General features: G+C 60.2%; 24 protein-coding genes. 6 read left to right on the forward strand and 18 right to left on the reverse strand.

Annotated elements, in window-relative coordinates; translation table 11 throughout:
• Nucleotides 1-5 precede the first annotated feature (5 nt).
• The 4 genes from ACU5AY_RS15945 to ACU5AY_RS15960 all read right to left on the reverse strand — a co-directional run bounded on the left by ACU5AY_RS15945 (nt 6) and on the right by ACU5AY_RS15960 (nt 3,074).
• On the reverse strand, nt 6-341 hold the full coding sequence (locus ACU5AY_RS15945; protein ID WP_446826933.1) for a hypothetical protein: 336 nt from the start codon (nt 339-341) through the stop codon (nt 6-8).
• Nucleotides 342-409: 68 nt separating this feature from the next.
• Nucleotides 410-1,255: a C40 family peptidase gene (locus ACU5AY_RS15950; RefSeq protein WP_446826934.1), complete on the reverse strand. Its 846-nt coding sequence runs from the start codon at nt 1,253-1,255 to the stop codon at nt 410-412.
• Between the two features lie 15 nt (nt 1,256-1,270).
• Nucleotides 1,271-1,618: a MarR family transcriptional regulator gene (locus ACU5AY_RS15955; RefSeq protein ID WP_446825663.1), complete on the reverse strand. Its 348-nt coding sequence runs from the start codon at nt 1,616-1,618 to the stop codon at nt 1,271-1,273.
• A gap of 67 nt (nt 1,619-1,685) precedes the next feature.
• The gene (locus tag ACU5AY_RS15960; RefSeq protein WP_446826935.1) at nt 1,686-3,074 is read right to left on the reverse strand and encodes a leucyl aminopeptidase family protein; all 1,389 of its coding nucleotides are present in this window, start codon (nt 3,072-3,074) and stop codon (nt 1,686-1,688) included.
• A 140-nt stretch (nt 3,075-3,214) separates the two neighbouring features.
• On the opposite strand from ACU5AY_RS15960, the gene ACU5AY_RS15965 reads away from it, so the two are divergent.
• On the forward strand, nt 3,215-4,012 hold the full coding sequence (locus ACU5AY_RS15965) for a tetratricopeptide repeat protein (RefSeq protein ID WP_446829036.1): 798 nt from the start codon (nt 3,215-3,217) through the stop codon (nt 4,010-4,012).
• Nucleotides 4,013-4,120: 108 nt separating this feature from the next.
• A complete protein-coding gene (locus ACU5AY_RS15970; protein ID WP_446826936.1) occupies nt 4,121-5,407 on the forward strand; it encodes a phenylacetate--CoA ligase family protein in 1,287 nt (428 codons plus the stop codon).
• A gap of 8 nt (nt 5,408-5,415) precedes the next feature.
• Here ACU5AY_RS15970 and ACU5AY_RS15975 read toward each other — a convergent pair whose 3' ends face one another.
• From ACU5AY_RS15975 to ACU5AY_RS16020, 10 genes are all read right to left on the reverse strand, one after another.
• On the reverse strand, nt 5,416-6,300 hold the full coding sequence (locus tag ACU5AY_RS15975; RefSeq protein WP_446826937.1) for a hypothetical protein: 885 nt from the start codon (nt 6,298-6,300) through the stop codon (nt 5,416-5,418).
• A 172-nt stretch (nt 6,301-6,472) separates the two neighbouring features.
• A complete protein-coding gene (locus ACU5AY_RS15980; RefSeq protein ID WP_446825665.1) occupies nt 6,473-7,468 on the reverse strand; it encodes a type II secretion system F family protein in 996 nt (331 codons plus the stop codon).
• Nucleotides 7,469-7,480: 12 nt separating this feature from the next.
• Nucleotides 7,481-8,488 carry a type II secretion system F family protein gene (locus ACU5AY_RS15985; protein WP_446825666.1) on the reverse strand — a complete coding sequence of 336 codons (1,008 nt, stop codon included), beginning with the start codon at nt 8,486-8,488 and terminating at the stop codon, nt 7,481-7,483.
• 21 nt (nt 8,489-8,509) lie between these two features.
• The gene (locus ACU5AY_RS15990; RefSeq protein ID WP_446826938.1) at nt 8,510-10,039 is read right to left on the reverse strand and encodes a CpaF family protein; all 1,530 of its coding nucleotides are present in this window, start codon (nt 10,037-10,039) and stop codon (nt 8,510-8,512) included.
• A 32-nt stretch (nt 10,040-10,071) separates the two neighbouring features.
• Nucleotides 10,072-11,361: an AAA family ATPase gene (locus ACU5AY_RS15995; protein WP_446826939.1), complete on the reverse strand. Its 1,290-nt coding sequence runs from the start codon at nt 11,359-11,361 to the stop codon at nt 10,072-10,074.
• Between the two features lie 31 nt (nt 11,362-11,392).
• Complete coding sequence (locus tag ACU5AY_RS16000; RefSeq protein ID WP_446826940.1) at nt 11,393-12,124, reverse strand: CpaD family pilus assembly protein; 732 nt, start codon at nt 12,122-12,124, stop codon at nt 11,393-11,395.
• Nucleotides 12,125-12,137: 13 nt separating this feature from the next.
• The gene (locus ACU5AY_RS16005; RefSeq protein WP_446826941.1) at nt 12,138-13,676 is read right to left on the reverse strand and encodes a type II and III secretion system protein family protein; all 1,539 of its coding nucleotides are present in this window, start codon (nt 13,674-13,676) and stop codon (nt 12,138-12,140) included.
• A gap of 13 nt (nt 13,677-13,689) precedes the next feature.
• Entirely contained in the window at nt 13,690-14,505 is an 816-nt protein-coding gene (cpaB, locus tag ACU5AY_RS16010; protein ID WP_446826942.1) for a Flp pilus assembly protein CpaB, read from the reverse strand.
• Nucleotides 14,506-14,638: 133 nt separating this feature from the next.
• Complete coding sequence (locus ACU5AY_RS16015; RefSeq protein ID WP_446826943.1) at nt 14,639-15,148, reverse strand: A24 family peptidase; 510 nt, start codon at nt 15,146-15,148, stop codon at nt 14,639-14,641.
• 179 nt (nt 15,149-15,327) lie between these two features.
• The gene (locus ACU5AY_RS16020) at nt 15,328-15,501 is read right to left on the reverse strand and encodes a Flp family type IVb pilin (protein ID WP_446826944.1); all 174 of its coding nucleotides are present in this window, start codon (nt 15,499-15,501) and stop codon (nt 15,328-15,330) included.
• 457 nt (nt 15,502-15,958) lie between these two features.
• Between ACU5AY_RS16020 and ACU5AY_RS16025 the strand changes: the two genes are divergently transcribed.
• The 4 genes from ACU5AY_RS16025 to ACU5AY_RS16040 all read left to right on the forward strand — a co-directional run bounded on the left by ACU5AY_RS16025 (nt 15,959) and on the right by ACU5AY_RS16040 (nt 19,112).
• Nucleotides 15,959-16,303 carry a pilus assembly protein N-terminal domain-containing protein gene (locus ACU5AY_RS16025; protein WP_446829037.1) on the forward strand — a complete coding sequence of 115 codons (345 nt, stop codon included), beginning with the start codon at nt 15,959-15,961 and terminating at the stop codon, nt 16,301-16,303.
• A gap of 190 nt (nt 16,304-16,493) precedes the next feature.
• Nucleotides 16,494-17,714 (forward strand): phosphopentomutase, encoded by a 1,221-nt coding sequence (locus ACU5AY_RS16030; RefSeq protein ID WP_446826945.1) that lies wholly within the window; start codon nt 16,494-16,496, stop codon nt 17,712-17,714.
• A gap of 113 nt (nt 17,715-17,827) precedes the next feature.
• Nucleotides 17,828-18,457 (forward strand): uracil phosphoribosyltransferase, encoded by a 630-nt coding sequence (gene upp, locus ACU5AY_RS16035; RefSeq protein WP_446825675.1) that lies wholly within the window; start codon nt 17,828-17,830, stop codon nt 18,455-18,457.
• 124 nt (nt 18,458-18,581) lie between these two features.
• Complete coding sequence (locus tag ACU5AY_RS16040) at nt 18,582-19,112, forward strand: retropepsin-like aspartic protease family protein (protein ID WP_446826946.1); 531 nt, start codon at nt 18,582-18,584, stop codon at nt 19,110-19,112.
• A 1-nt stretch (nt 19,113) separates the two neighbouring features.
• Here ACU5AY_RS16040 and deoA read toward each other — a convergent pair whose 3' ends face one another.
• From deoA to ACU5AY_RS16060, 4 genes are read right to left on the reverse strand one after another with little or no spacing between them, the layout of a single operon-like run.
• Nucleotides 19,114-20,421, reverse strand: coding sequence for a thymidine phosphorylase (gene deoA / locus ACU5AY_RS16045; protein WP_446826947.1), 1,308 nt, complete (start codon nt 20,419-20,421; stop codon nt 19,114-19,116).
• Between the two features lies 1 nt (nt 20,422).
• Entirely contained in the window at nt 20,423-21,202 is a 780-nt protein-coding gene (gene deoC / locus ACU5AY_RS16050; RefSeq protein ID WP_446826948.1) for a deoxyribose-phosphate aldolase, read from the reverse strand.
• The gene (locus ACU5AY_RS16055; protein WP_446826949.1) at nt 21,189-22,004 is read right to left on the reverse strand and encodes a purine-nucleoside phosphorylase; all 816 of its coding nucleotides are present in this window, start codon (nt 22,002-22,004) and stop codon (nt 21,189-21,191) included. The genes deoC and ACU5AY_RS16055 overlap by 14 nt, the downstream gene beginning before the upstream one ends.
• Nucleotides 22,001-22,393 carry a cytidine deaminase gene (locus tag ACU5AY_RS16060; RefSeq protein WP_446826950.1) on the reverse strand — a complete coding sequence of 131 codons (393 nt, stop codon included), beginning with the start codon at nt 22,391-22,393 and terminating at the stop codon, nt 22,001-22,003. Before ACU5AY_RS16060 ends, ACU5AY_RS16055 begins: the two co-directional genes overlap by 4 nt.
• Between the last annotated feature and the right edge of the window lies 1 nt (nt 22,394).

Below are 22,394 nucleotides of genomic sequence, written 5' to 3' on the forward strand. Positions count from 1 at the left end.
GGGCGTCAGTCCGAGCGCTTGGTAGAAGGATACGGCGTGCGGGTGCTCTCGACGGAATAGACGCCGTTGCTGCAGCGGTACACAAGCCGCGGCAGCGACCTGTTGTTCCGCAGCAGATTGCCGTCATCGTCGTCATAGCGATGGAAGCGGAACTGGCGTGTCGCCGTCTCGCACCTGAACTTCGCGCTCGTGTCGGTGCTGGTGCCGAAGGTCTCCACGCCAGGCAGATCCTTGTAGGGATACTGGCCCTTCAGCTTCGAAAAATCGAGCTCGGTGGCGGACGCCGGCGCGGCAGCGGCCAGCATGAATGCGCCGGAGATGGCAATGACGATCTTCAACATTCTTCCTCGGCCTCAAGCGGCGAACACACCCAATATAGGTCGCTCGAACAGCTACCGCAAAGGATCACTCAATAAAAACGGCGGTAGGCCGTCGGCTGGCCATAGAGCGGCTCGATGCGGGCGACCGCGTCGGACAGAGGCTCGCGGGTGACCTGCATCGTATGGCCGTTGGCATGCAGCAGGCTCTCGGCATCCTCCATGAAGCCGACATGGCCTTTCCAGAAGACGAGATCGCCGCGTCTCAAATCATTGCGGGTGATGGTCGTGCCGAAGGCGGCCTGCATGTCGCTGTCGCGCGGCGCATTGCGGCCGCTCATCTGCATCGAGAGTTGCACGAGGGCCGAGCAATCGATGCCCAGACCGCTGCGACCGCCCCAGAGATAGGGCGTCTGCAGGAAAAGACCGGCAATCGTCACCGGATCGTCGTCGAGACTGTCGCCGACCGGCCGGCAATGGAAGCCGATGACGGCGGTTCCGTCGGCAAGCAGGAGATAACGGGTGTTGCGGGTCTCGGTCTCTCCGACAACCGCAATCCGGCTTCCCATCGACAGTGTCGCCACGATCGGGAAGCGCAGGTCCGGGCCGGGATAGAGGAAGGTGCGCGGCACGCTGACCACATGCGTTGGCGCCGGCGCATCCTGTGCCACGGCCTCCACCGGAACATAGCCGACATAGCCGTCGACGGCCGACTGCACCCAAGCCCAGCCGTCGGCCCGGTCGAACACCGTCATCGCTTCGCCCATCAGGAACTGGGTATCGATCCCGACCGCAAGATCCGGCTTCGGGCGGACATCGACAACCGGCACAGTAATGATGCCCGCCTCGCCCTCGACATAGCGTTCCGCTTCAACCTCACCCTTCAGGCGGATGTCGGCAAGATCGGGCCGGAAGGCATGAAGACGTCGGTCGAGCATCGTGGTCTCCTGTCGTCAATCCAGTTTGCGGGCCTGATCGATGATCAGATCGCCGAGCTTTTCGAGATAGAGCGCGCCGGCGACGGTGCGCTTGATGATGACGTTGCGGCGGTCGCGTTCGTCACGCACCCGATCGATGAGCTTCATGGCGCCCATCGTATCGAGCGCCCTCGTGATGACCGGCTTGCTGACGTTCAGCGTCGCGGCCAGACCGCGCACCGTGTGCGGCGGTGGCACGAGGTAGACATGCAGAAGGATCGCCATCTGGCGGAGCGTCAGGTCCGGGTTTTCAAGCCGCACCTGCTCCAGGCTCACGCCATGCATGAGGCCCAGCGCCTGGCTGGCGGTCAATTCGACGGACACGGGGCTCTCCAGAACCGTTACGCTACCGTTCTATTTACCGCCAACCGGGCACATGGGACAAGGCCCCTCAGAGCCCTGCCTTCAGCACATGGTAAATGGCGCGGATCGCCTGCGCCTCGCCGCCCATGGGTGCGTGCGGCTTGTCGGCCTGCGACCAGGCGAAGATATCGAAATGCGCCCAGCGCGGCGTTTTGGTGACGAAGCGCTTGAGGAACAGTGCGGCGGTGATCGATCCCGCCATGCCGCCGGACGGCGCGTTGGTCAGATCGGCGATCCTGGCGTTCACCATCTGCTCGTAACCGGCAAATAGCGGCATGCGCCAGATCGGATCGAACACCTCGCCGCTTGCCTTGGCAAGCGAGGCGGCGAGAGCCTCGTCGTCGGTATAGAACGGCGGCACGTCCGGTCCGAGCGCGACGCGGGCAGCGCCCGTCAGCGTCGCCATGTCGATGATGAGATCGGGCTTTTCCTCGTCGGCATAGGCCAGCGCGTCGGCCAGGATCAGCCGGCCTTCCGCGTCGGTATTGTCGATCTGCACCGTCAGGCCCTTGCGGCTGGTGTAGATGTCGCTCGGCCGGAACGCATTGCCCGCTATGGAATTCTCGACTGCCGGCACCAGTACCCGCAGGTCGATGTCGAGGCCCGCATCCATGATCAGGAGCGCCAGGCCGAGAACGTTGGCGGCGCCGCCCATGTCCTTCTTCATCAGAAGCATGGAGGAGGCCGGCTTGATGTCGAGGCCGCCGGTGTCGAAGCAGACGCCCTTGCCGACCAGCGTCAGGCGCGGCGCGCCCTTGCGTCCCCAGCGCATGTCCAAGAGACGCGGCGCCGACGTGCTGGCGCGACCGACGGTATGGATCAGTGGAAAATTCAGCTTGATGAGATCGTCGCCGCGGATGACCTCTGTTTCAGCACCATAGTGCCTGGCGAGAGCGAGGAACACGGACTCCAGCTCTTCCGGCCCCATGTCGTTTGTCGGCGTGTTGACCAGGTCGCGAACCAGGTAGACCGCCGCGAGCTGGCGGGCGATTTCCACCGCATCGGCGTCCTGCGGCATGGCCATGCGTGCCTTTTCCGAAGACGGGGCCTTGTAGAGATCGAAACTGTAAGCACCGAGGCCGAAGCCGAGGCACAGCCAGTCCACATTGATCGGCGCCGTTTCCAGGTGCCAGTTTCCGGCCGGTAGCGCCTTCGGCAGCTTGCCCGTCAGGAATGGCTGGGTTTCCGGCGCACTGCCGAGGCCGAACAGGGCACCACCGAGATGTCCGTCTTCACCCGGCACCGGCAGCGTCGCGCCGGCTTCGGCCTTGAAACCTGCCTTCCGGGCCCAGTCGAGTGCCACGGGATCGATCGATCCGGCCTCGATCTGGGCGGGCGTAACGGCGAAGATCGGCAGCGTCGCGCCGCCCTCTTCGAGATAGGGAGAACTGCGATTGATATGCTGAAAGGGAGCCATGAGTACCTTCGAAATGCTGGGAATCAAATGCGACGTTAACCGTCCATTAGGGTTAACAGAATATTGCTGGAGTGAGAATGACGCCGCATTCCGGTCACGGATTCGGCTCGGGCACGAAGAGACAGGGGCATAGTATGAGCATGCCGGCACAATTGGCTTCCGGAAAAAACCGCCTTCTCGTTGGCGTGTGTCTGGCGATCGCAACCCTCTCGGTGAGCGGCTGCGCGATGAAGCCGAGCCAGATGACCACCGGTTCCATCCCGAAATTCTCCAAGCCCATCGAGCAGATGGATTCGGCCGAACTCAATGCGGCTGCCAATCAGGCCGGCAGAGCCTATGACAAGGCACCGACCAACCCGCAGGTCGGCACGACCTATGCCAACCTCCTCCTGATGTCGGGCAAGAACGATCAGGCGCTCGCCGTCATGCAGCGCGTCGCGATCGCCAATCCCAAGAACCCCGTCGTTCTTGCCGCCTACGGCAAGACGCAGGCGGCTGCCGGCCAGTTCGACCAGGCGCTGTCCTCGATCCAGCGGGCGCAGACACCGGATCGCCCGGACTGGAAGCTCTTTTCCGCCGAGGGCGCCGTACTCGACCAACTCGGCCGGCCCGCGGAAGCGCGCGAACGCTATCGCAATGCGCTCGACATCGTGCCGAACGAGCCGTCGGTGCTCTCCAATCTCGGCATGTCCTATCTCCTGACCGGCGACCTGAAGACGGCCGAATCCTATTTGCGCACGGCGATCGCCCAGCCGACCGCCGACAGCCGCGTACGCCAGAACCTCGCACTTGTCGTCGGCCTTCAGGGCCGCTTCGACGAGGCGATCAACATTGCCCAGCGCGAACTGACAAAGGAACAGGCCGACGCCAACGTCGCCTACCTGAAGCAGATGCTGAACCAGCAAGGCACCTGGAAGAAGCTCGCGAAAAACGGGTGAACACCTTACTGAGGGCGTCATCAGGAAGAACCGTTCTGGTCGGCTAGACCTATCAGCAATCGTCGGTAAATTGGTGTTTGTTGTACTCAAGACCTTCAGAGGCGGTGATTGAGCAAACTCCTTACGACGTTTACAGAAACGCTGATGCGGACCCAATCGTTGGAACCGGAAGCGCTCCAGCGCTACCAGGACCGGCTGACCACAATGCTCGTGGCTCACGCCGCTCGCCAGGTCCCATTCTACCGCGACACGGGTAGGTTATCGTCAATATTTGACGATAAGACCGGAAATGTGGATCTCACGCGCTGGCACGAGGTCCCCATTCTAACGCGCGAAGAGGCACAAGAAGCCGGAGAACGACTTCGTGCGGAGTCAACGCCGCCAGAAGCCGGCAATGCAAATTTGATCCGAACATCTGGATCGACCGGTACACCGTTTATCTTTCTCCAATCCGCAGCGCTCTTCATTGCCTCCAAGAGCTGCACGCATCGGCACCTCAAATGGTTTGGATTGGACGAATCGTCGGCATTTGCCCAAATGCGTCACGGACGGCCACCAGCTCCAGATTCGGAAGACGGCGTCCGTTCCGAGCAATCTAACTTCCATTTATACGACGTTGCTCACCGTAGCGATGATCCGCTCGATTGGCTTCGTAAAACGGGAGTGAATAACCTAATCAGCTATCCAACATATGCTGGGTTTCTTGCCCGCAAGGCGGCAGCAGAGGACCGTCTCCCCTTACACTTGGAACATGTCTTCTGCTTTGGGGAAGTGCTCGACGATGATGTACGCGAGGATGTGACGAGGGCGTTCAATACTCAGGTTGTCGATCGCTATGCATCCGAAGAATGCGGGATGATTGCAGGTGAGTGCGTTGAAAACCGACTTCACATTCAAAGCGAAACGAACCGACTTGAGATCGTTGACCATGACGGCCAATCAATAACAGGGTCAGCGATCGGCAGAGTGATCGTCACATCATTATACAATTATGCGACGCCTCTTATCCGATACGATACTGGTGATTTCGGGACTCGAAATCCGACTGCCTGTAGATGTGGAATTAAGTTGCCCACCCTCGGAAAGATACTCGGTCGTTCCAGACAGATGTTTCATCTCCCTGATGGGCGAAGTATCTGGCCTGTGATCCCATTTTCACGACTCCAAGAGTTTGTCGAAATGCGTCAAATGCAGATTGCGCAAACGCGAACCGATCACCTGGAAGTGCGTTATGTGCCAAAAGGCGCCCACTACATTGATCAAGTTTCAGCTTCAGCGTTTGTGAAGAAATGCCTTGAGGACGACAAAGATCAAATTGCCGTCGACTTTAAGCCCGTCGCCCACATCCCCAGAAGCTCGTCAGGAAAGTTTTTCGACTTCATTTCCGAAGTCTAACATTAACGTCAATACAACTCGACAGACGTCTCACTGCTCACCGGCGTTTCACCCAGCGAATTCGATATTCCGAACAGGGTATCCGGTTCCCAGGTATTCGGGTCGTCTTCGCGATGACGCCGGATCAGGGACTTGTCGGACTGCCCGAAATAGGCCCTGACGCCGACCCAGGCGGACTGGTGGTCGCTCTCGCCGATGCGCCCTTCGGCGAATGCGGAGAACGCCGTACCGCTGCCGTTCTGGAATAGGACTTCAGTGCCGAGCGCCAACGCATGGTTGCCGCCCGTATAACGGTGACCGGCATAAACACTGATATTGTCGGTTGGATAATAGGCGAAATCGACCATGTCGAAGAAACGGGTGCCGTCATCATATGATATCAGCGTCGAGCCACTGGTGGAGCTATCACCATTGCTGAATTCGACGCCGGCCACGCCGCGGATGGTGAAGCGGCCGAGATAGGCCTCGCCTTCCGCGCCGATACGGCCGCCATTCAGACCGCCAGCGGCATCGTAATGCGAAAACGAACCATAGACGCCCGCGAGCCCGACGTCCGGATCTCGCCAGAAGGTGTGGTTGGCGATCGAGAAATAGGTGTTTCCATCATTGCTGAACACGCCGCCGTCGAATTGCGTGCCGAATGCATGGCCCACAGGGATCGATAGCTTACCGACAAGACCGAAGATGCCGTCGCTGTCGCCGCCCCCGCCAAGGACACTCAGGCTACCGTTGACACCGTCTACGGCAGGCTTTTGGACGGCTGGCGGCGCAAATGAAGACGGAGCATCTGCCGCAACAAAAACATCCGCAGCAAACGCCTCTGATCGGGCAGCAGCAAATGCAGCAATAAGAGCCAATGCTGTGCCGGCACGCAATAATTGACGATAACCCATACCCCTTACTCCCTTTCATCAAAGGTTATCAGGGAAAATACCGCCATTCTAGTTACAGCTGATAGGGTTTATTAAAGAACAATAAATTGTTGCGGCCGAACAACAGATCAATTTCACCGAATATGTACGGGAAATGATGGTTCTTCAGTTGAAAAATTTCAACCCAGTCCAATCAATGGAACTTGTCGGAAACCGAGATGCCGGCGGGGCCGAGGATGACGGCGATGAGGACCGGGAGGAAGAACAGGATCATCGGCACAGTCAGCTTTGGCGGCAGGGCGGCGGCCTTCTTTTCGGCCTCGTTCATGCGCTCGTCACGGCCTTCCTGAGCCAGGACGCGAAGCGCCTGGGCGATCGGCGTGCCGTAGCGCTCCGCCTGGATCAGCGCCTGGGTGGCGCCACGGACACCCGGAAGCTGCGTGCGGTTGGCGAGATTCTCCAGCGCCTGGCGACGATCCTGCAGGAAGGAAAGCTCGGCCGTCGTCAGAACCATTTCTTCTGCAAGTTCCGGCGACTGCTCGGCGACTTCCTCGGCGACGCGGCGCATCGCCATTTCCATCGAGATACCGGATTCCACGCAGATCAGCAGGAGGTCGAGGGCGTCCGGCCAAGCAAGGCGGATGGACTTCTGCCGTTTGCCCATGCGGTTGCTGATATAGAGGTTCGGCGCATAGAAACCGGCATAGGCAACGAAGATCGTCACCAGAAAGCGCATGGCGAACGGTTTGTCCGGCAGGTTGCCGAGGCCGAAAACCCATCCGAGCGCGAGCAGGAAGAAGACGAACGGCAGAACGAACCGGGCCACCAGAAATGTGTTCAAGGCGTTCTGCGAACGATAGCCGGCAGCGCGAAGCTTGTTCATCGTGTTTTCGTCGACAAGCGCTTCCCTGAGGTTGAACTTCTCGACGATGCTGCGAACCGACTTGTTGTTCTCGGCACGGATCGACACGCGCCGGCCCTGCGATGATGCCTCCTGGCTCATGCGCGCCCGTTCGCGCGCCCTGATCTGGTCGCGCTCGGTGGAGACAGCTTTCATGCGCTTCTCGAGATCACCCTTTTCGAAATAGGGCATGACGAGCGAATAAAAGGTGCCGAACACGGTGATGGCGACCAGCAGGGCCACCAGGGTTGCGGGATCGGTAAGCCTGGATGCGAGGTCAGCCGTCATTGCTCCAGGTCCCTATATCTCGAAGTTGATCATGTTGCGCATGACGAAGATCCCGATGCTCATCCAGATGCCGCTCCCCAGCAGGATCATGTGCCCGCGGGGATCGGTGACGAGGACCGAGATGTAGCCGGGGGACGTCAGATAGACGAGCGTCGCCACGGCAAACGGCAAGATGCCGATGATCACGGCAGAGGCCTTGGCTTCCATGGACAGCGCATTGACCTTGGCCTTCATCTTCTTTCGTTCGCGCAGAACCTTCGACAGATTGGCCAGCGCCTCGGAGAGGTTACCGCCGGCCTGGGACTGGATGGCGATGACGATCGCGAAGAAGTTTACTTCCTGCAGCGGCATGGTGTTACCCATGCGCGCGCAGGCTTCCGGGATATTCATGCCGACCTGCTGCGCTTCGATGACGCGACGGAATTCGGTCTTGACCGGCTCCTGGCCTTCGACGGCAATCAGGCGAAGCGCATCGTTCAATGGCAGGCCGGAGCGAATGGAGCGCACCATGATGTCGAGCGCGGACGGAAACTCGTTCAGGAACTTCTTCTGGCGGCGCTTGATCAGAAAGCCGACAAACCAGCGTGGAACGCCCGCCCCGATCACGAAGGCGGCCCCGAGAACAACGAAAATGGGCAAGCCAGCCAGAAAGCCGGCAAAGAAAACGAAGGCCGCGGCGGCGGCGCTATAGGTGTAGAACTGCTTCAGCGAAATCGGAATCGATGCCTGCTTGAGCTTTGCCTCGATGCTGAGCGACTTCTTGCTCTTTTCCTGCTGCTTCTTTTCCATCTCCTTCAGCGTGTCCTGGACGGACTTGCGCCTCTTGGACATTTCCTGAACGCGATCCCGCGCCGCCTTGACCTTCGCTCCGTCGGTTTCGGCGGACTTGATCTTGCTGACCCGGGATTCCGTCTTTTTCTGCTTTTCGATCGAGCCGAACAAAATGCCGTAGGATACCGCGCCGGCGGCGATGGCCGACAGGACAATGATGGCAATCAGATTGATATCAATCCCGAACATCGGCGTTCCAACTTGCGTTCATCACTGCGCCATGGCGTCAAGCGCTGCGGCCAGACGTCGCTCTTCATTGTAGTAGCGTGCACGATCCCAGAAATTCGGCTTGCCGATGCCCGTCGACTTGTGCCGGCCGATGATGCGTCCGTTCGCGTCTTCGCCTTCCATGTCGTAGATCATCAGGTCCTGGGTCACGATGACGTCGCCTTCCATGCCCACGACTTCGGTGATGTGCGTGATGCGGCGCGAACCGTCGCGCAGGCGCGCCGCCTGGATGATGACATCGACCGAGCCTGAAATGATTTCGCGGACGGTTTTCGCCGGCAGGCTGAAGCCACCCATGGCGATCATGGATTCCATACGGCTGAGGCATTCGCGCGGAGTGTTGGCGTGGATCGTCCCCATGGAGCCGTCATGGCCGGTGTTCATCGCCTGCAAGAGGTCGAACACCTCCGGGCCACGGACTTCGCCGACGATGATGCGTTCGGGACGCATACGCAGGCAGTTCTTGACCAGATCGCGCATGGTGATCTCGCCTTCGCCTTCGATGTTCGGCGGGCGGGTTTCGAGCCGGACGACGTGCGGCTGCTGCAGCTGCAGTTCCGCGGTATCCTCGCAGGTGATGACGCGCTCATCAGTGTCGATGTAAGCCGTCAGGCAGTTCAGCAGCGTGGTCTTGCCCGAGCCCGTACCGCCGGAAATGACGACGTTGCATCGCACGCGACCGATGATCTGGAGCAGTACGGCCCCTTCCTGGGTGATCGCGCCGAACTTCACCAGCTGATCGAGGTTGAGCTTGTCCTTCTTGAACTTTCGGATCGTGAGTGCCGGGCCATCGATCGCCAGTGGCGGCGCAATGACGTTGACACGCGAACCGTCTGGCAGACGTGCGTCGCAGATCGGGCTCGATTCATCGACGCGACGGCCGACCTGGCTGACGATGCGCTGGCAGACGGACAGAAGCTGCGCATTGTCGCGGAAACGGATTTCCGACTCGATCGTCTTGCCGCCGACTTCGATGAAAGTCTGGCCGGCGCCGTTGACCATGATGTCGGCGATGTCGTCACGCGCCAGGAGCGGCTCCAGAGGACCGTAACCCAAGACGTCGTTGCAGATATCCTCGAGCAGCTCTTCCTGCTCGGAAATGGACATCGCGAAATTCTTGATGGTGATGATATCGTTGACGATATCGCGGATTTCCTCGCGCGCGCTCTCGCTGTCAAGCTTGGCAAGCTGCGACAGATCGATGGTGTCGATCAGCGCAGAAAAGACCTGCGACTTGGTATCGTAGTAGTCCTCGTTGCGGGCAGTCTTCTTGCGCTGCAGAGGCGGCGGCGCAATCTTGCCACGCTCCGGAATGGGGCCCGCGTCGAGCACGCCCGGCCTTGCCGGTGCGGGTGCAGGATTTTCGGCAGCCGGCGGCGCAGGTGCGGCGGCAGAAGACGGTGGCGCGACGGGTTCGGAGACCGCGACCTTTTCGGGGACGGCCGGTCGGGCGATCGTACCGATGCCAGTACCCGCCTTGCCAAATCCCTCATTTCCGCGCTTGCCAAACATCATTGAATCCTGTCGCTGTTCTTCTCAACCGTCTATTTTCTGCCGAGCATTCCCAGAACCTTGCCGAGACCGCCGCGCTTTTCCTTCTTCATCGTCGCCCGGCCGGTCACCAGATGGGCAAGCTGCGAGAAGGTTTCCGCGACCGGTGACTTGCCGTCAATTTCTGAGATCATCCGGCCACTGTTGGCCGCATCGCCGAATAGCTGGACGTTGAGCGGGATGATGGCCGCCGCCTCCATCTCCAGCGGCTCGCAGAAGTCGGCAGGCGCGATTTCCGGCCGTTTGACCATTCCGACCTGGTTGAGGATCAGATGCGGTGCCTTGTCGTGCGGCCGCAATTTTTTCAGGGCATCCAGCAGGTTCTTGGTGTTGCGCAGATTGGCGAGATCGGGCATCGCCGTGATCACCACTTCGTCGGCGGACGAGAGCACCGAACGCGCCCAATCCGTCCAGACATGCGGCACATCCAACACGGTTACCGGCGCCGTGCGCTGGAGGATCTCCAGCAGAGGCAGGAAGGCATCTCCGGAAAAGTCATAGGCACGATCAAGCAGCGATGGCGCCGCCAGCAGCGACAGCTTGTCGGAGCACTTGTTCAGCAGACGATCGAGAAAGACCTCGTCCAATCTCTCCGGCGTGAAGACCGCCTCGGCAATCCCCTGCGCCGGATCCTGGTCGAAATCGATGTTGGCCGTACCGTAAGGCAGGTCGAGATCGGCAAGAACAGTTTCGCTGTCGAACAGATGCGAGATCATGAATGCGCAATTGTGCGCGATCGTGGAGGAACCAACGCCGCCCTTGGCACCGATGAAGGCAATGCTCCGACCGAGCGGTTCCGACTGCGGATCGACGAAGATTCCCGACACCGTTCTCATGACGTCGGCCATCGCCACAGGGGCGACCAGATATTCGGAGAGGCCGTTGCGGATCAGTTCACGATAGAGATTGATGTCGTTGTGGTGGCCAATCACGATGACCTTGGTCGTCGGATCGCAGACCTCAGCAAGCGGGCTCAGCTCTTCGAGAAGGTTCTGCGGGCTGGCAGTCGTCTCGAGAATGATCAGATTGGGCGTCGGAATCTGGGAAAACATCCGGGCCGCAGCGGCAATGCCGCCGCCGTTGATCCGCAGGCTGACCTTCGACATCCGCCGATCCTCGGCCATCCGGTCCATGACCCGGCTGACGGCATCGGTTTCGCAAAAAGCATGAATGGAGATGCGCGGCAGAGGACGGATCTGCTCCATATCGCCGAGGATGCCGTGATCGAACTCACCGCCGTCATCGGGTCCCGCCGATCCAATTTCGTAGTCAATCGCGTTCATCGTCTTTCCTGACTTTCAATCCAATGCCAGATCATTCGGAGGCGGTGCTGGACCCATCACGATAATTGTCTATGACGGTGCTCCTGCGGTCCGCGTCGATCGGCGTCATTCCACGCGGTGCGACGAGGTCCATGGGATTGGCAATCTGTGCGGCAAGGTTGTTCTGGCTGGCGCAACCGAAGTTGTACCAATTCTTGTTCGCCATGGAGTCTGCCATGAGATCCTTCGGCCATTGCCCGCAGGTGTTCGTCACCGCGGTCACTGCCGAGTAGCTCAGATGAATAGGTGCTGCGCCTTCGTAGGAACCGGCGTCGTAAACCGTCGTGACGATCTGCGGCGCACTTACTCCAGCCGTCACCAATTGCCGGCGGATGTCCTTCGACAAATGAGACGCGGTCGCGCTGTTGATCGCGCCCTGCGGCAGGGCGACCTGGATCGTGCCACCGCCACTGGCGATGAAATTGGCCGCGAATCCCTTCAATACGTCCCTGGAACCGATCGGAAGCGCCTTGTCACCGGTGCCGACTGCCAAGTCGAGCGTATGCGGGACGTCGGCAAGAACAATCGGATGGCGGGTGCGGTAGTCGTCCGGGATCGAGCCTGTCTGGATGCGGTCTCCCATGGAGCCGCAGGAGGTCACAAATCCGGCGATCGCCATCATCGAGCTGGCGACAAAAAGGCGCGAAAAGCGATAGGCGGATGGCTTGTAAACCATGGTTGCAGCCTCTGCGTCCTGGCGGGTTTTTCTGGAATTTTTCGTCATTGCCGTTCTCCGCCTACTTGTAGATGAAGCCGACGGTGCCGTGGAACTGGCCCGGTTGAACGGTGTCCTCCTCGCGCCCGTAAACCTTGTTGATGCGATTGAGGAAGAACGTCGCCTGGTCGCTTGCCGGATTGAAGTTGTCATCCGGCTTGGCAAGATTGTTGCGCGCCACCGGGCGAACCAGATACGGCGTCGCGATGATGACGAGTTCTGTCTCGTTGCGCGTAAAATCCTTGCTGCGGAACAGTGTGCCAAGGATAGGAATGCGCGCCAGTCCCGGCAGTCCCGACATCGCCTGGCGAATATCGTCGCGCACCAGACCGGCAATCACGATGGACCCGCCGGACGGCAATTCGACAGTGGTGGATGCCTCGCGCTTGCGGATGCCCTGATAGGTGACGCCCGGAGTCGAGAGCGTCGAGCCAGTAACGTAGGAATCCTCGAAAGTCGGCTCGGAAACGTTCGTCTCGATCTTGAGACTGATTCTGCCCGGAGACAGAACGACGGGCGTGAAGTTGAGCTCGATGCCATATTCCGTCGTCGTGACCTCGCGCGTCACCTTGCCGTCTTCGTCGATGTCCTGGCTGGAAGCAAGACGGAACTCGCCACCCACATAGAATTTGGCGTCCTCGCCCGAGATCGCCGTAAGGCTCGGTTCGGCAAGTGTCCGCATGACACCGGCGCGCTCCATGGCATTGATATATGCGCTGACATCCATGCCCGCAATCGATCCGGACAAGGTGGCGTTCGCGGTCGAGTTGACGGACGAACCAAGGTTGGTCGGGTTCATATATTGGATCGCGGCATTCGCTCCGCTCAATGAGCCGGAGAAGCCGAGCTGTTTCATGACAGAACGGGTGACTTCGGCAACAGTGACCTTCAGTGTCACCTGATCCTCGCCCTCGATCTTCAACAGATTGACGATCTGCGACGTCTGACGGTCTTCCTCGTAGATCGCAACATCTCCGCCTTGGGCGCTGCTTGCAGCCGACGAACTGCGGGTCGTCGCCTCACCGCCCTTGAGGAAGGCTTGGGCGAGCTTTTGAGCCTGCAGCGCATCCTGCGGCGTCCGGACTGTCCCCGTCAGAACAATGTTGTCCGATACGATCTCGATCTTGATGTCGGAGTCGGGAATGAAGCGCGACAGGTTCTGCTCCAGCCCGCTGATGTCACGCTCGATCTCGATCTCAAGTGTCACGATCTCCTGGCCGTTGGGGCCGAAGATGAAGACATTGGTCTGCCCGACCGTCTTGCCGAAGAGATAGATCCGGCGTGACGTCCGCGTCACCGCGTCGGCCATTTCAGGATCGGACACGAGAATATCGTGGGCATCCGTCGGCAGATCGATGACAACGGCCTTGTTCAGGCCGAGCTTGACGCGCTGCGATGCGCCCGCCCCAAAACGTGCGATCTTGATCACGCTCGAAGCCGCATGCGCAGCTTCCGGGACCAGAAGAACGGTGGATACCCCGGCTGTCAGGCCGGAGAAGGTCAAGGATAGCGATACACCGCCGGCAAGGAGTGCATGGACCGTCTTCTTTAAAATTCTCATGGTCCCCACTCCCTTATTGCGACTGAGCAGCATTGATGCTGCTGGTTGCCAGCTCACCGGACTTGATCACGGTGATGCTGTCGGCTCCGGTCCCGGAATTCAGAATGCCCTTGGGGATCGTTGTGTCCTCTTCGCCGGCGTCCGCTACAGAGCGCAATGCCAGCGTCAGCCGGTCGGCCATCTGCTGCGCCACGGCGATCACCTTCGCCTGATCGGGCGTCAGCTCAAGCGTCGCGGTGGAACCGACGACTGCCTTCGATCCATCCTTCTCCTCCTGGATCTGCTGGTCGATCGCCAGGACCCGAACGTTGCTCAGGATCGTCCTCGTCTGAAAGTTTCGGTTATCATCGCGACGGACCATGATGACGTCGACCCGGTCATTCGGGAGGATGAAGCCGCCGGCGCCCGTCGACACGGTGATATCCGTCGAGATGGCGCGCTTGCCGGCCGGCAGCAGCGAAGACAGGATTCGGCTCGAGGAGTCGGCTATCTTTTCCGGCCGGATCGGCTCGCCAGCAAACAGGGGAAGCCGCACGACCGAGCCTGCCATGGCGGTGACGGCATCCGGGCTCTTTGCCTTGGTGATCAGCCCGTCGGCCACACTTCCCTTCGGCCAGGCAATCCATTCGACATTTTCCGGATTGAGGCGACTTCCGACCGGCAGGTTCTCCTTCGTGACGAGAACATCCACCGTCGGCTCCTTCTCGACGAGAGCTTCAGTCTGCTGCACCACAACCTGCGGGCGGCTCACCATGTTGACCACTAGAAGTCCCGCCAGGCCTGCGGCAACGACAGCAACTGTCAGAATAATGATGCGGGCAGGTTTCATGATCGTCCCTTGAGGAATCGCGACTTGATTTCCCCCAAGGATGATCAGCAAAAGGTGTAATTATAGTTAATGAGATGCGTACAGGCTTGGTTAATGTAAGCTTACTGCTGGAGATTTCGGCGGAGCTGGCCGGTCAATGCGCCTGAATGACAAGGGCCATCAAAGGCGAGGACGGATAGGCAAGAAACCCTCCTATTCCAATTGCGATACCATAGGGAATCTTTTTCGCATGCAGGATAGAAGCGGGCAGATTAAGGCCCATCGCCATGATGGCATTTGCCTTGCTTCGCAAAACGAGGATCATGAGCGTCACCGCACCGCCAACATAGCAGACGTATATCAGGAACTCCATGAGTGAAGGCGTAAAGCCGAACCAGACGGCAGCTGCGGCCAGCAATTTCGCATCCCCACCACCCATGACGTTGAAGGCAAAGAGAGCAAAGCAGACAGTGAGAACCAGAAGGCCTGCAACCGCGTGCATTCCCATCTCCTGCCAAGACAGGCCAACAAATGGCGCGACAAGAAAGAATGTTATCAAGAGGATCGCCGAAACCCTGTTTGGGATTGTCATGGTAAAGAAGTCGGTGAATGCTGCTAAAGCCAAGCATATCGGGAACACAACGAAAAGGGCAGCCGCAATCATCTCTTTTACCTCTATTATGACATCTGAAGCCTAGCGTGTAACCGCTAATAATTTAGAATTTAGACAGCGAAATAAAAGCATTTTTCCTACACGAAGACCGCCCTCATCTCTGAGAGCGGTCTATCGGGATCTCGGATTGCAACGGCGGTTGCGATGGTCGCTTCCGCCGCTTCTCCAAATCAACCCGAATAATTCAGCTTGCCAGCGATGTTGGTGAACTGGTTGCTCAGGCTGCTACCCAGCGTCGTCGCACCGGTGATGATTGCGACAGAGATGAGAGCTGCGATAAGACCGTATTCGATGGCGGTCGCACCGGACTCGTCCTTCATAAAGCGTGCAAAAAGCTTGGTCATGGTGATCTCCTTAGTCCACTTGTTCAGCACTTCCGCCAACTGTTGCCGTTGTTCGGATGAGCAAACACTAGCCAAGCCCTGTTGCAATCGACTTAAAAAAAGTAGTTACCAGTCCGTAAATATCGACACATCATTCCTATGGTAAACAAGTTGCGAACGGCTTTACTGCATTTCTAAATGATCCATGACGGTTTCCGGACACCTTGGCTACCCGCGCGAAGAGCGAACTTGGCGAACCGCAATTATCGGCAATGGTCACTCCAATATTTGCGCTTAGCTCGGCTATTTCGCTCCGCCTTTGCGCCGAATCGAGGCATTTAACGATTCATTCACCATTCCGCGCCATTGTCCCGTTAGTATTTCCGTCATCCGAAGCTCGTCATCTTTCGAGGATCGTGCCGTCATGCGTGGCCATCTCATCAAGTCCTGCCTTGTCCTGGCCTTTGCCGTGTGCGGGATGAAGCCGGCCTTTTCCAACGACAGCAATGGCATGCTGACGGTCTACATGAACCAGGCTCGGGTGCTTAAGCTCGATCGTCCGGTCAGCAAGGTCATCGTCGGCAATTCCGATGTCGCAGACGCCACGGTCGCCGATTCCCAGACGATCGTGTTGACAGGCCACGCGTTCGGTACGACGAACCTGGTTCTGCTCGATGCGGACGGCAATGCCATTTTCGACGAACGCATCCTCGTCGCCATCGACGAAGACGATACAGTCCGGGTCTTCCGCCAGACAGAACGCACCGTCCTGTCCTGCACGCCGAACTGCGAAGTCCACGCCGAGACCGGCACGTCCAAGTAACAGCTGGTGGCCGGTGGGGATGTCGCATGTCCCCACTTTCCTTATCTGCCGGAATTGCTTTATTGAGGGTTGGCATCAGCCATCGTCTCTCCCAACAGGCATGAGATGACTGGACGGAGCGATATCGATGCGCCCGAATATCCCGTTGAGGCAGAGCCTGTGACGGACTTCCGTGGCAGGCGAGGACACAATGGCACGAGCATTCCTTTACGTTCTGGATTCCTTCGGCGTGGGCGGGGCGCCTGATGCACGCGCCTATGGAGATTCAGGAGCGAACACGCTTGGCCATATTGCCGAAGCCTGTGCCGGCGGCGCGGCCGACCGGGCGGGCCTGAGAAGCGGGCCGCTACGCCTGCCCAACCTTTCCGCGCTTGGACTGATGCACATTGCAGAGATGGCGTGCGGCCGCTTTCCGGCCGGCATGGAGATCCCTGACAGGGTATTTGGCCTCTTTGGCGCAGCGAACGAGGTTTCGCGCGGCAAGGACACGCCGTCGGGCCATTGGGAGATTGCCGGCCTGCCGGTCAATTTCGACTGGGGCTATTTTGCCGACAGGGAGCAGTCATTCCCCGCCGAGCTTCTGGACGGGATCTGTCGGCATGCCGACCTGCCGGGCGTCCTCGGCAACTGCCACGCATCCGGCACCGATATCATCGCCCGGCTCGGCAAGGAGCATATCCGCACCGGCAGGCCCATCGTCTATACATCGACGGACTCGGTCTTCCAGATTGCCGCCCATGAAGTGCATTTCGGGCTGGATCGCCTGTACCAGCTCTCGCAGATCGTCCGCCAGCTGCTTGATCCGCTGAACATCGGCCGGGTGATCGCCCGTCCGTTCATCGGCGAGGATGCGTCGACCTTCACCCGCACCGGCAACCGCCGTGACTTTTCCGTACCCCCGCCGGAGCCGACGCTGCTCGACCGCGCCGCGCAATCCGGCCGGGAGGTGATCGCCGTCGGCAAGGTGAGCGACATCTTCGCCGCGCGCGGCGTGACCGCCAAGATCAAGGCCGACGGCAATGCGGCTCTGATGTCGGCCAGTCTCGACCTGATGGAAAACGCGCCGGACAACAGCCTCACCTTCACCAACTTCGTCGACTTCGACATGCTTTACGGCCATCGTCGCGACGTGGCGGGTTATGCCGCCGCCCTGGAAGCCTTCGACCGGCAGATGCCGGACGTTTTCCGCCGGCTGCGACCCGGCGATCTCATCGTGCTGACGGCAGATCACGGCTGCGACCCCACCTGGCGCGGAACGGATCACACGCGAGAACGCGTTCCGGTCATCGCGTTCGGGCCGAACATCCAGACGCGGTCGATCGGCATTCGCGGCACCTATGCCGACATCGGCGAAACCATCGCGCGCCACCTCGGCCTGCCCGCCGGACGCTACGGGCGCAGCTTTCTCTGAAGCCGGCAGCTGCTTTGCCTAAAGAAACGGGGCAAAACGCCGTCTCGTCTCTTGCGGCCTGCGCAGATTCCGTGGAAAAAAGTCCGTACATAACCAGAAAAGAAGGCCTACCCATGGACGGCGTCACCGTTATCGATCACCCGCTCGTGCAGCACAAGCTCACCATCATGCGCCGCAAGGAAACCTCGACGGCCAGCTTCCGCCGGTTGCTCCGGGAGATCTCGACGCTGCTCTGTTACGAGGTGACGCGTGATCTGGACTTGACGATGGAGACGATCGAGACACCGATGACCGAAATGCAGGCGCCGGTGCTGGAAGGCAAGAAGCTGGTGTTCGCCTCCATCCTGCGCGCCGGCAACGGCCTTCTGGAAGGCATGCTGGAGCTGGTCCCCTCCGCGCGCGTCTCGCACATCGGCGTCTATCGCGACCACGAAACGCTGAAGCCGGTCGAATATTATTTCAAGGCGCCCGAGGATATCGCGTCGCGCCTGATCATCGTCGTCGACCCGATGCTGGCGACCGGCAATTCCTCGATTGCCGCGGTCGACAAGCTGAAGGAGCGCGGTGCGAAGAACATCCGCTTCCTGTGTCTGCTGGCCGCACCGGAAGGCGTGAAGAACTTCACCGAGGCACATCCGGACGTGCCGGTCTACACCGCCTCGATCGACAGCCATCTGAATGAAAAAGGCTATATCGTTCCGGGTCTTGGCGATGCGGGCGATCGGATGTACGGGACCAAATAGTTTAACTTTCCTTAACCAGGACGCATGGAAACGGGGCCGGTTCGGCTCCGTTTGCGTCTGCGTTAACCATTCGTCAGACGCTCATCCATAACGATCGGTCCGGTTTTGCAAACAAGGGTCCGACATGATCGTCCGCAGCATCGTTATTGCCGCAGTTGCCGGCGTCTCGGCTATTCTGGTCCCGTCCCTGATGCCGTCTTTCACGCGCCAGAGCGAGCCGGTGCAGCCAAAGCAGACGATTATGACCGACACGGCAAAGGCGGAGCCAGCCTCTTATGGACACAGCGGACGGACGGAGATACCCGTCGGACGGAACGGGCATTTCTATGCCCGGGTGATCATTAACGGGCGGCCCCTCGATGGCCTGATCGACACCGGCGCAAGCACTGTGGCCATCAACGAGACAACCGCGCGACGCATCGGCATTGCCGGCAGCGATATCGACTACAAGTACACGGTCGGCACCGCCAACGGGAAGGCACGCGCGGCAAGTGTCGTGCTGAAGGACGTCCAGATCGGCAATGTCCGGGTGCGCGATGTCGAAGCCGTGGTGCTGGAGGACAAGGCACTGTCCGGTATGCTCGTCGGCATGAGCTTCATGAAGAAGCTGCAGTCCTATGCCGTCAAGGACGGTGTCCTGCAGCTCGTCCAGTAAGTCAGACCAGACCGGCGATGACCGGCCGCTCGTCGGGTCTTTCCGCCGATATCCGATAGCATTCAGACAGTTCTGCACGCGCTGCCTCAGCCTCTGAAGCGTTGCGGGCATGGACGAACGCTATGGGATCGCCTCGCCTCACTTGGGTACCGAGCGGCACGAGCCGGCTGAAGCCGACAGCGTGGTCGATGGCGTCGGACGGCTTGCGGCGGCCCCCGCCGAGGCCGATCACGGCAAGGCCGACATCGCGCGCATTGCAGGCTGAGAGAAAGCCATCCGCAGATGCCGGGACCGGGAGAATGACGGCCGCTTCCGGCAGATAGGCGGAAGACCTCTCCAGAAGATCAGCTGGACCGCCGAGTGCGCTGACCATGCGCGCAAACGTCTCGGCCGCCTGGCCATTTTCAAGCACTGTGCGGGCCATCGTTTCAGCCTCCGTGGGGCCCGACGCGATACCCGACTGCATCAGCATCTGGCCGGCCAGCGCAAAGACGATCGCCTCCAGGCGCGTTCCCTTCTTCTCGCCCTTCAGGAAGGCGAGGCAGTTGGCGATTTCCAGCGCATTGCCGGCCGCATCGGCGAGTGGCTCGTTCATGTCCGTGATCAATGCCGAAGTCCTGACGCCCGCGTCATTGGCGACGCCCGCGAGGATGCGGGCCAGTTCTTCGGCCTCCGTGACCGTTGTCATGAAGGCGCCGCTGCCGAACTTGACGTCGAGGACCAGCGTTTCCAGGCCGGCGGCAAGCTTCTTCGACAGGATGGACGCGCAGATCAACGGCATGGAATCGACCGTCGCGGTCACATCGCGGATGCCGTAGAGAATACGGTCGGCCGGCGCGAGATCGCCGGTCGGGCCGATGATGGCGCAGCCAACATTGCGGACGGTTTCGCGAAGGCGCTGCGCATCAGGACGGATTTGATAGCCCGGAATGGATTCAAGTTTGTCCAGCGTGCCGCCGGTGTGACCCAGGCCCCTGCCCGAGATCATCGGTACGGCGGCGCCGCAGGCCGCAAGGATGGGCGCCAGCATCAGCGAGACATTGTCGCCGATGCCGCCGGTCGAATGCTTGTCGACGATCGGCCGGCCGGCATCGCTCCAGTCGAGCACATCGCCGCTGTCGCGCATGGCAAGCGTCAGCGCCACGGTCTCGGCGCGGCTCATGCCCTTGAAATAGACGGCCATGGCGAAGGCGGCGGCCTGGCCTTCGGTGATCGTGCCGACGGTCATGCCGGCGATGAACTCGCTGATCGCGGCAGCCGACAATTCCTCGCCGTCGCGCTTCTTCCGGATGGTTTCCTGTGGGAGCATTCTAATGGTTCGCCTGGAGGGTTGCGTCTTCAAAGCGCCGGCCGGAAAGGACCGACAGGATGTCGTCGAGAAGGATGGTCGCGCCAAAGCGGAAGGTCGAGGGCATGACCCAGTCCTCCCCCATGACCGTTTGTGCCAGACCGAGATAGAGGCCGGAGTTTTCGACGGACCGCATGCCGCCGGACGGCTTTATCCCGACCTTGCGTCCGCAGTAGCGAATGGCCTGCAGGATGGTGTCGACGGCCTCCTGCGTGGCGTGCACTCCGGCGCGCCCGGTCGACGTCTTGATGAAGTCAGTACCGGCGGCAATCGCCAGTTCGGCGGCACGGCGGATGAGATGCGGGTCGCCAAGGATGCCGGTCTCGAGGATGGTCTTCAGCATTGCATCGCTGCCGCAAATGGCCTTGACGGCCGTAACCATGCGTGTGACGGCCTGCTCGTCGCCGGCCATCAGGGCACGGTAGGGAATGACCAGATCGATCTCGTCCGCGCCGGCGTCGAGAACCGCGCGCGTTTCGTCCTCCACGGCCACGCAGGTATTCTCGCCATCGGGAAAATTGACCACCGTTGCAATCCGCACCGCATGCGACGGTCCGAGTATGGACCGCGCCAGTGAGACGTAGCGCGGCAGGATGCAGATCGCCGCTGTATTGCCGTATCCGGTCTGGGCCCGGGCGCAGAGCTCAACGACATCGTCCTCGCTGCAATCGGCACGCAGGTTGGTCAAATCCAGTACGGACAAGGCTAACGCCGCCGTCTCGCGCAGGTCATGGCGATCCATGATGAAGGTCTCCTCCGGCAATCATCTCCCTCAGGATTGCCGCAAGACGCCTTCCACCAATGGGGGCCATGTCTTTTGTTTCTTCGTGACTGAGTTCTGCGCCGGTCATGCCGGCGGCAAAATTGGTAATGACGGAAGCGGCGGCAACCTTCATACCATAATAGCGCGCCAGGATGACTTCGGGAACCGTCGACATGCCGACAGCGTCGGCACCCATTATCCGGGCCATGCGGATTTCCGCCGGCGTCTCGAAGCTCGGGCCGGAAAACCACATATAGACACCGCTCGCCAGGTTGACGGTGGCCTTGGTCGCGGCGGCACGCATCCGCTCCAAGAGTTCCGCGTCATAGGCATTCGTCATGCCGACGAAACGGCGGTCGCTACGCTCGCCGATCAGCGGATTCATGCCGGAATAGTTGATGTGATCGGTAATCAGCATCACCGAGCCCGGCGGCATCTCGTCCTTCAGCGAGCCGGCGGAATTGGTGAGGATCAGCGAGTTGACGCCAAGGCCTTCCAGCACGGCGATCGGCAGCCGCATGGCCGCGGCATCGCCCTGTTCGTAGTAGTGCACCCGGCCCGACAGCATGACGACCGGCGTCTTGCCCATGTAGCCGGCCACCAGTTCGCCGGCATGGCCGGAGACCCCACCATGCGGAAAGCCTTCCAATTCGGCGTAGGGGACGCGGACCGCATCCCGCAATTCATCGGCCAGATGGCCGAGCCCCGATCCGAGAACGATGCCGTATTTCGGCAAGAGCCCGTTCAGCCGGTCGACAAGCAGGTCGATGACCTCCTTCATCCGATGACCTCGGTCTCGAAGGCGAAGGGCAGCAGTTCGTCGATCGTCAGTGTCTTCTGCACGCCGACCTCATCACAGAGATAGATGCGCGTCTCTCTCGTGGCGAATTCGGCGATCTTCTGCCTGCAGCCACCGCAGGGCGGGCAAAGCGGCAGCTTCTCGGCGATCACCGCGATCTCGACAATTTTCTTCGCGCCGCCCATGATCATCTGGCCGATCGCCGTGCATTCGGCGCACCAGCCCTGCGGGAAGGCGAGGTTCTCGATGTTGGCGCCCTTGTAGACTTTGCCGTCCTCGCCGCGGATCGCGGCGCCGACGGGGAACTTGGAATAAGGCGCATAGGCAAATGCCATCGCGTCCTTCGCGGCCCTGAAAAGCTCGTCGGTCATG

Source organism: Rhizobium sp. PAMB 3174, assembly GCF_052908375.1.

What these genes read in the sequence shown, in the direction of transcription:
- ACU5AY_RS15945 (WP_446826933.1), bottom strand. Translation starts at nt 341, where the DNA reads ATGTTGAAGATCGTCATTGCCATCTCCGGCGCATTCATGCTGGCCGCT.
- ACU5AY_RS15950 (WP_446826934.1), bottom strand. Translation starts at nt 1,255, where the DNA reads ATGCTCGACCGACGTCTTCATGCCTTCCGGCCCGATCTTGCCGACATC.
- ACU5AY_RS15960 (WP_446826935.1), bottom strand. Translation starts at nt 3,074, where the DNA reads ATGGCTCCCTTTCAGCATATCAATCGCAGTTCTCCCTATCTCGAAGAG.
- ACU5AY_RS15965 (WP_446829036.1), top strand. Translation starts at nt 3,215, where the DNA reads ATGCCGGCACAATTGGCTTCCGGAAAAAACCGCCTTCTCGTTGGCGTG.
- ACU5AY_RS15975 (WP_446826937.1), bottom strand. Translation starts at nt 6,300, where the DNA reads ATGGGTTATCGTCAATTATTGCGTGCCGGCACAGCATTGGCTCTTATT.
- ACU5AY_RS15980 (WP_446825665.1), bottom strand. Translation starts at nt 7,468, where the DNA reads ATGACGGCTGACCTCGCATCCAGGCTTACCGATCCCGCAACCCTGGTG.
- ACU5AY_RS15985 (WP_446825666.1), bottom strand. Translation starts at nt 8,488, where the DNA reads ATGTTCGGGATTGATATCAATCTGATTGCCATCATTGTCCTGTCGGCC.
- ACU5AY_RS15990 (WP_446826938.1), bottom strand. Translation starts at nt 10,039, where the DNA reads ATGTTTGGCAAGCGCGGAAATGAGGGATTTGGCAAGGCGGGTACTGGC.
- ACU5AY_RS15995 (WP_446826939.1), bottom strand. Translation starts at nt 11,361, where the DNA reads ATGAACGCGATTGACTACGAAATTGGATCGGCGGGACCCGATGACGGC.
- ACU5AY_RS16000 (WP_446826940.1), bottom strand. Translation starts at nt 12,124, where the DNA reads ATGACGAAAAATTCCAGAAAAACCCGCCAGGACGCAGAGGCTGCAACC.
- ACU5AY_RS16005 (WP_446826941.1), bottom strand. Translation starts at nt 13,676, where the DNA reads ATGAGAATTTTAAAGAAGACGGTCCATGCACTCCTTGCCGGCGGTGTA.
- cpaB (WP_446826942.1), bottom strand. Translation starts at nt 14,505, where the DNA reads ATGAAACCTGCCCGCATCATTATTCTGACAGTTGCTGTCGTTGCCGCA.
- ACU5AY_RS16015 (WP_446826943.1), bottom strand. Translation starts at nt 15,148, where the DNA reads ATGATTGCGGCTGCCCTTTTCGTTGTGTTCCCGATATGCTTGGCTTTA.
- ACU5AY_RS16020 (WP_446826944.1), bottom strand. Translation starts at nt 15,501, where the DNA reads ATGACCAAGCTTTTTGCACGCTTTATGAAGGACGAGTCCGGTGCGACC.
- ACU5AY_RS16025 (WP_446829037.1), top strand. Translation starts at nt 15,959, where the DNA reads ATGAAGCCGGCCTTTTCCAACGACAGCAATGGCATGCTGACGGTCTAC.
- ACU5AY_RS16030 (WP_446826945.1), top strand. Translation starts at nt 16,494, where the DNA reads ATGGCACGAGCATTCCTTTACGTTCTGGATTCCTTCGGCGTGGGCGGG.
- upp (WP_446825675.1), top strand. Translation starts at nt 17,828, where the DNA reads ATGGACGGCGTCACCGTTATCGATCACCCGCTCGTGCAGCACAAGCTC.
- ACU5AY_RS16040 (WP_446826946.1), top strand. Translation starts at nt 18,582, where the DNA reads ATGATCGTCCGCAGCATCGTTATTGCCGCAGTTGCCGGCGTCTCGGCT.
- deoA (WP_446826947.1), bottom strand. Translation starts at nt 20,421, where the DNA reads ATGCTCCCACAGGAAACCATCCGGAAGAAGCGCGACGGCGAGGAATTG.
- deoC (WP_446826948.1), bottom strand. Translation starts at nt 21,202, where the DNA reads ATGGATCGCCATGACCTGCGCGAGACGGCGGCGTTAGCCTTGTCCGTA.
- ACU5AY_RS16055 (WP_446826949.1), bottom strand. Translation starts at nt 22,004, where the DNA reads ATGAAGGAGGTCATCGACCTGCTTGTCGACCGGCTGAACGGGCTCTTG.
- ACU5AY_RS16060 (WP_446826950.1), bottom strand. Translation starts at nt 22,393, where the DNA reads ATGACCGACGAGCTTTTCAGGGCCGCGAAGGACGCGATGGCATTTGCC.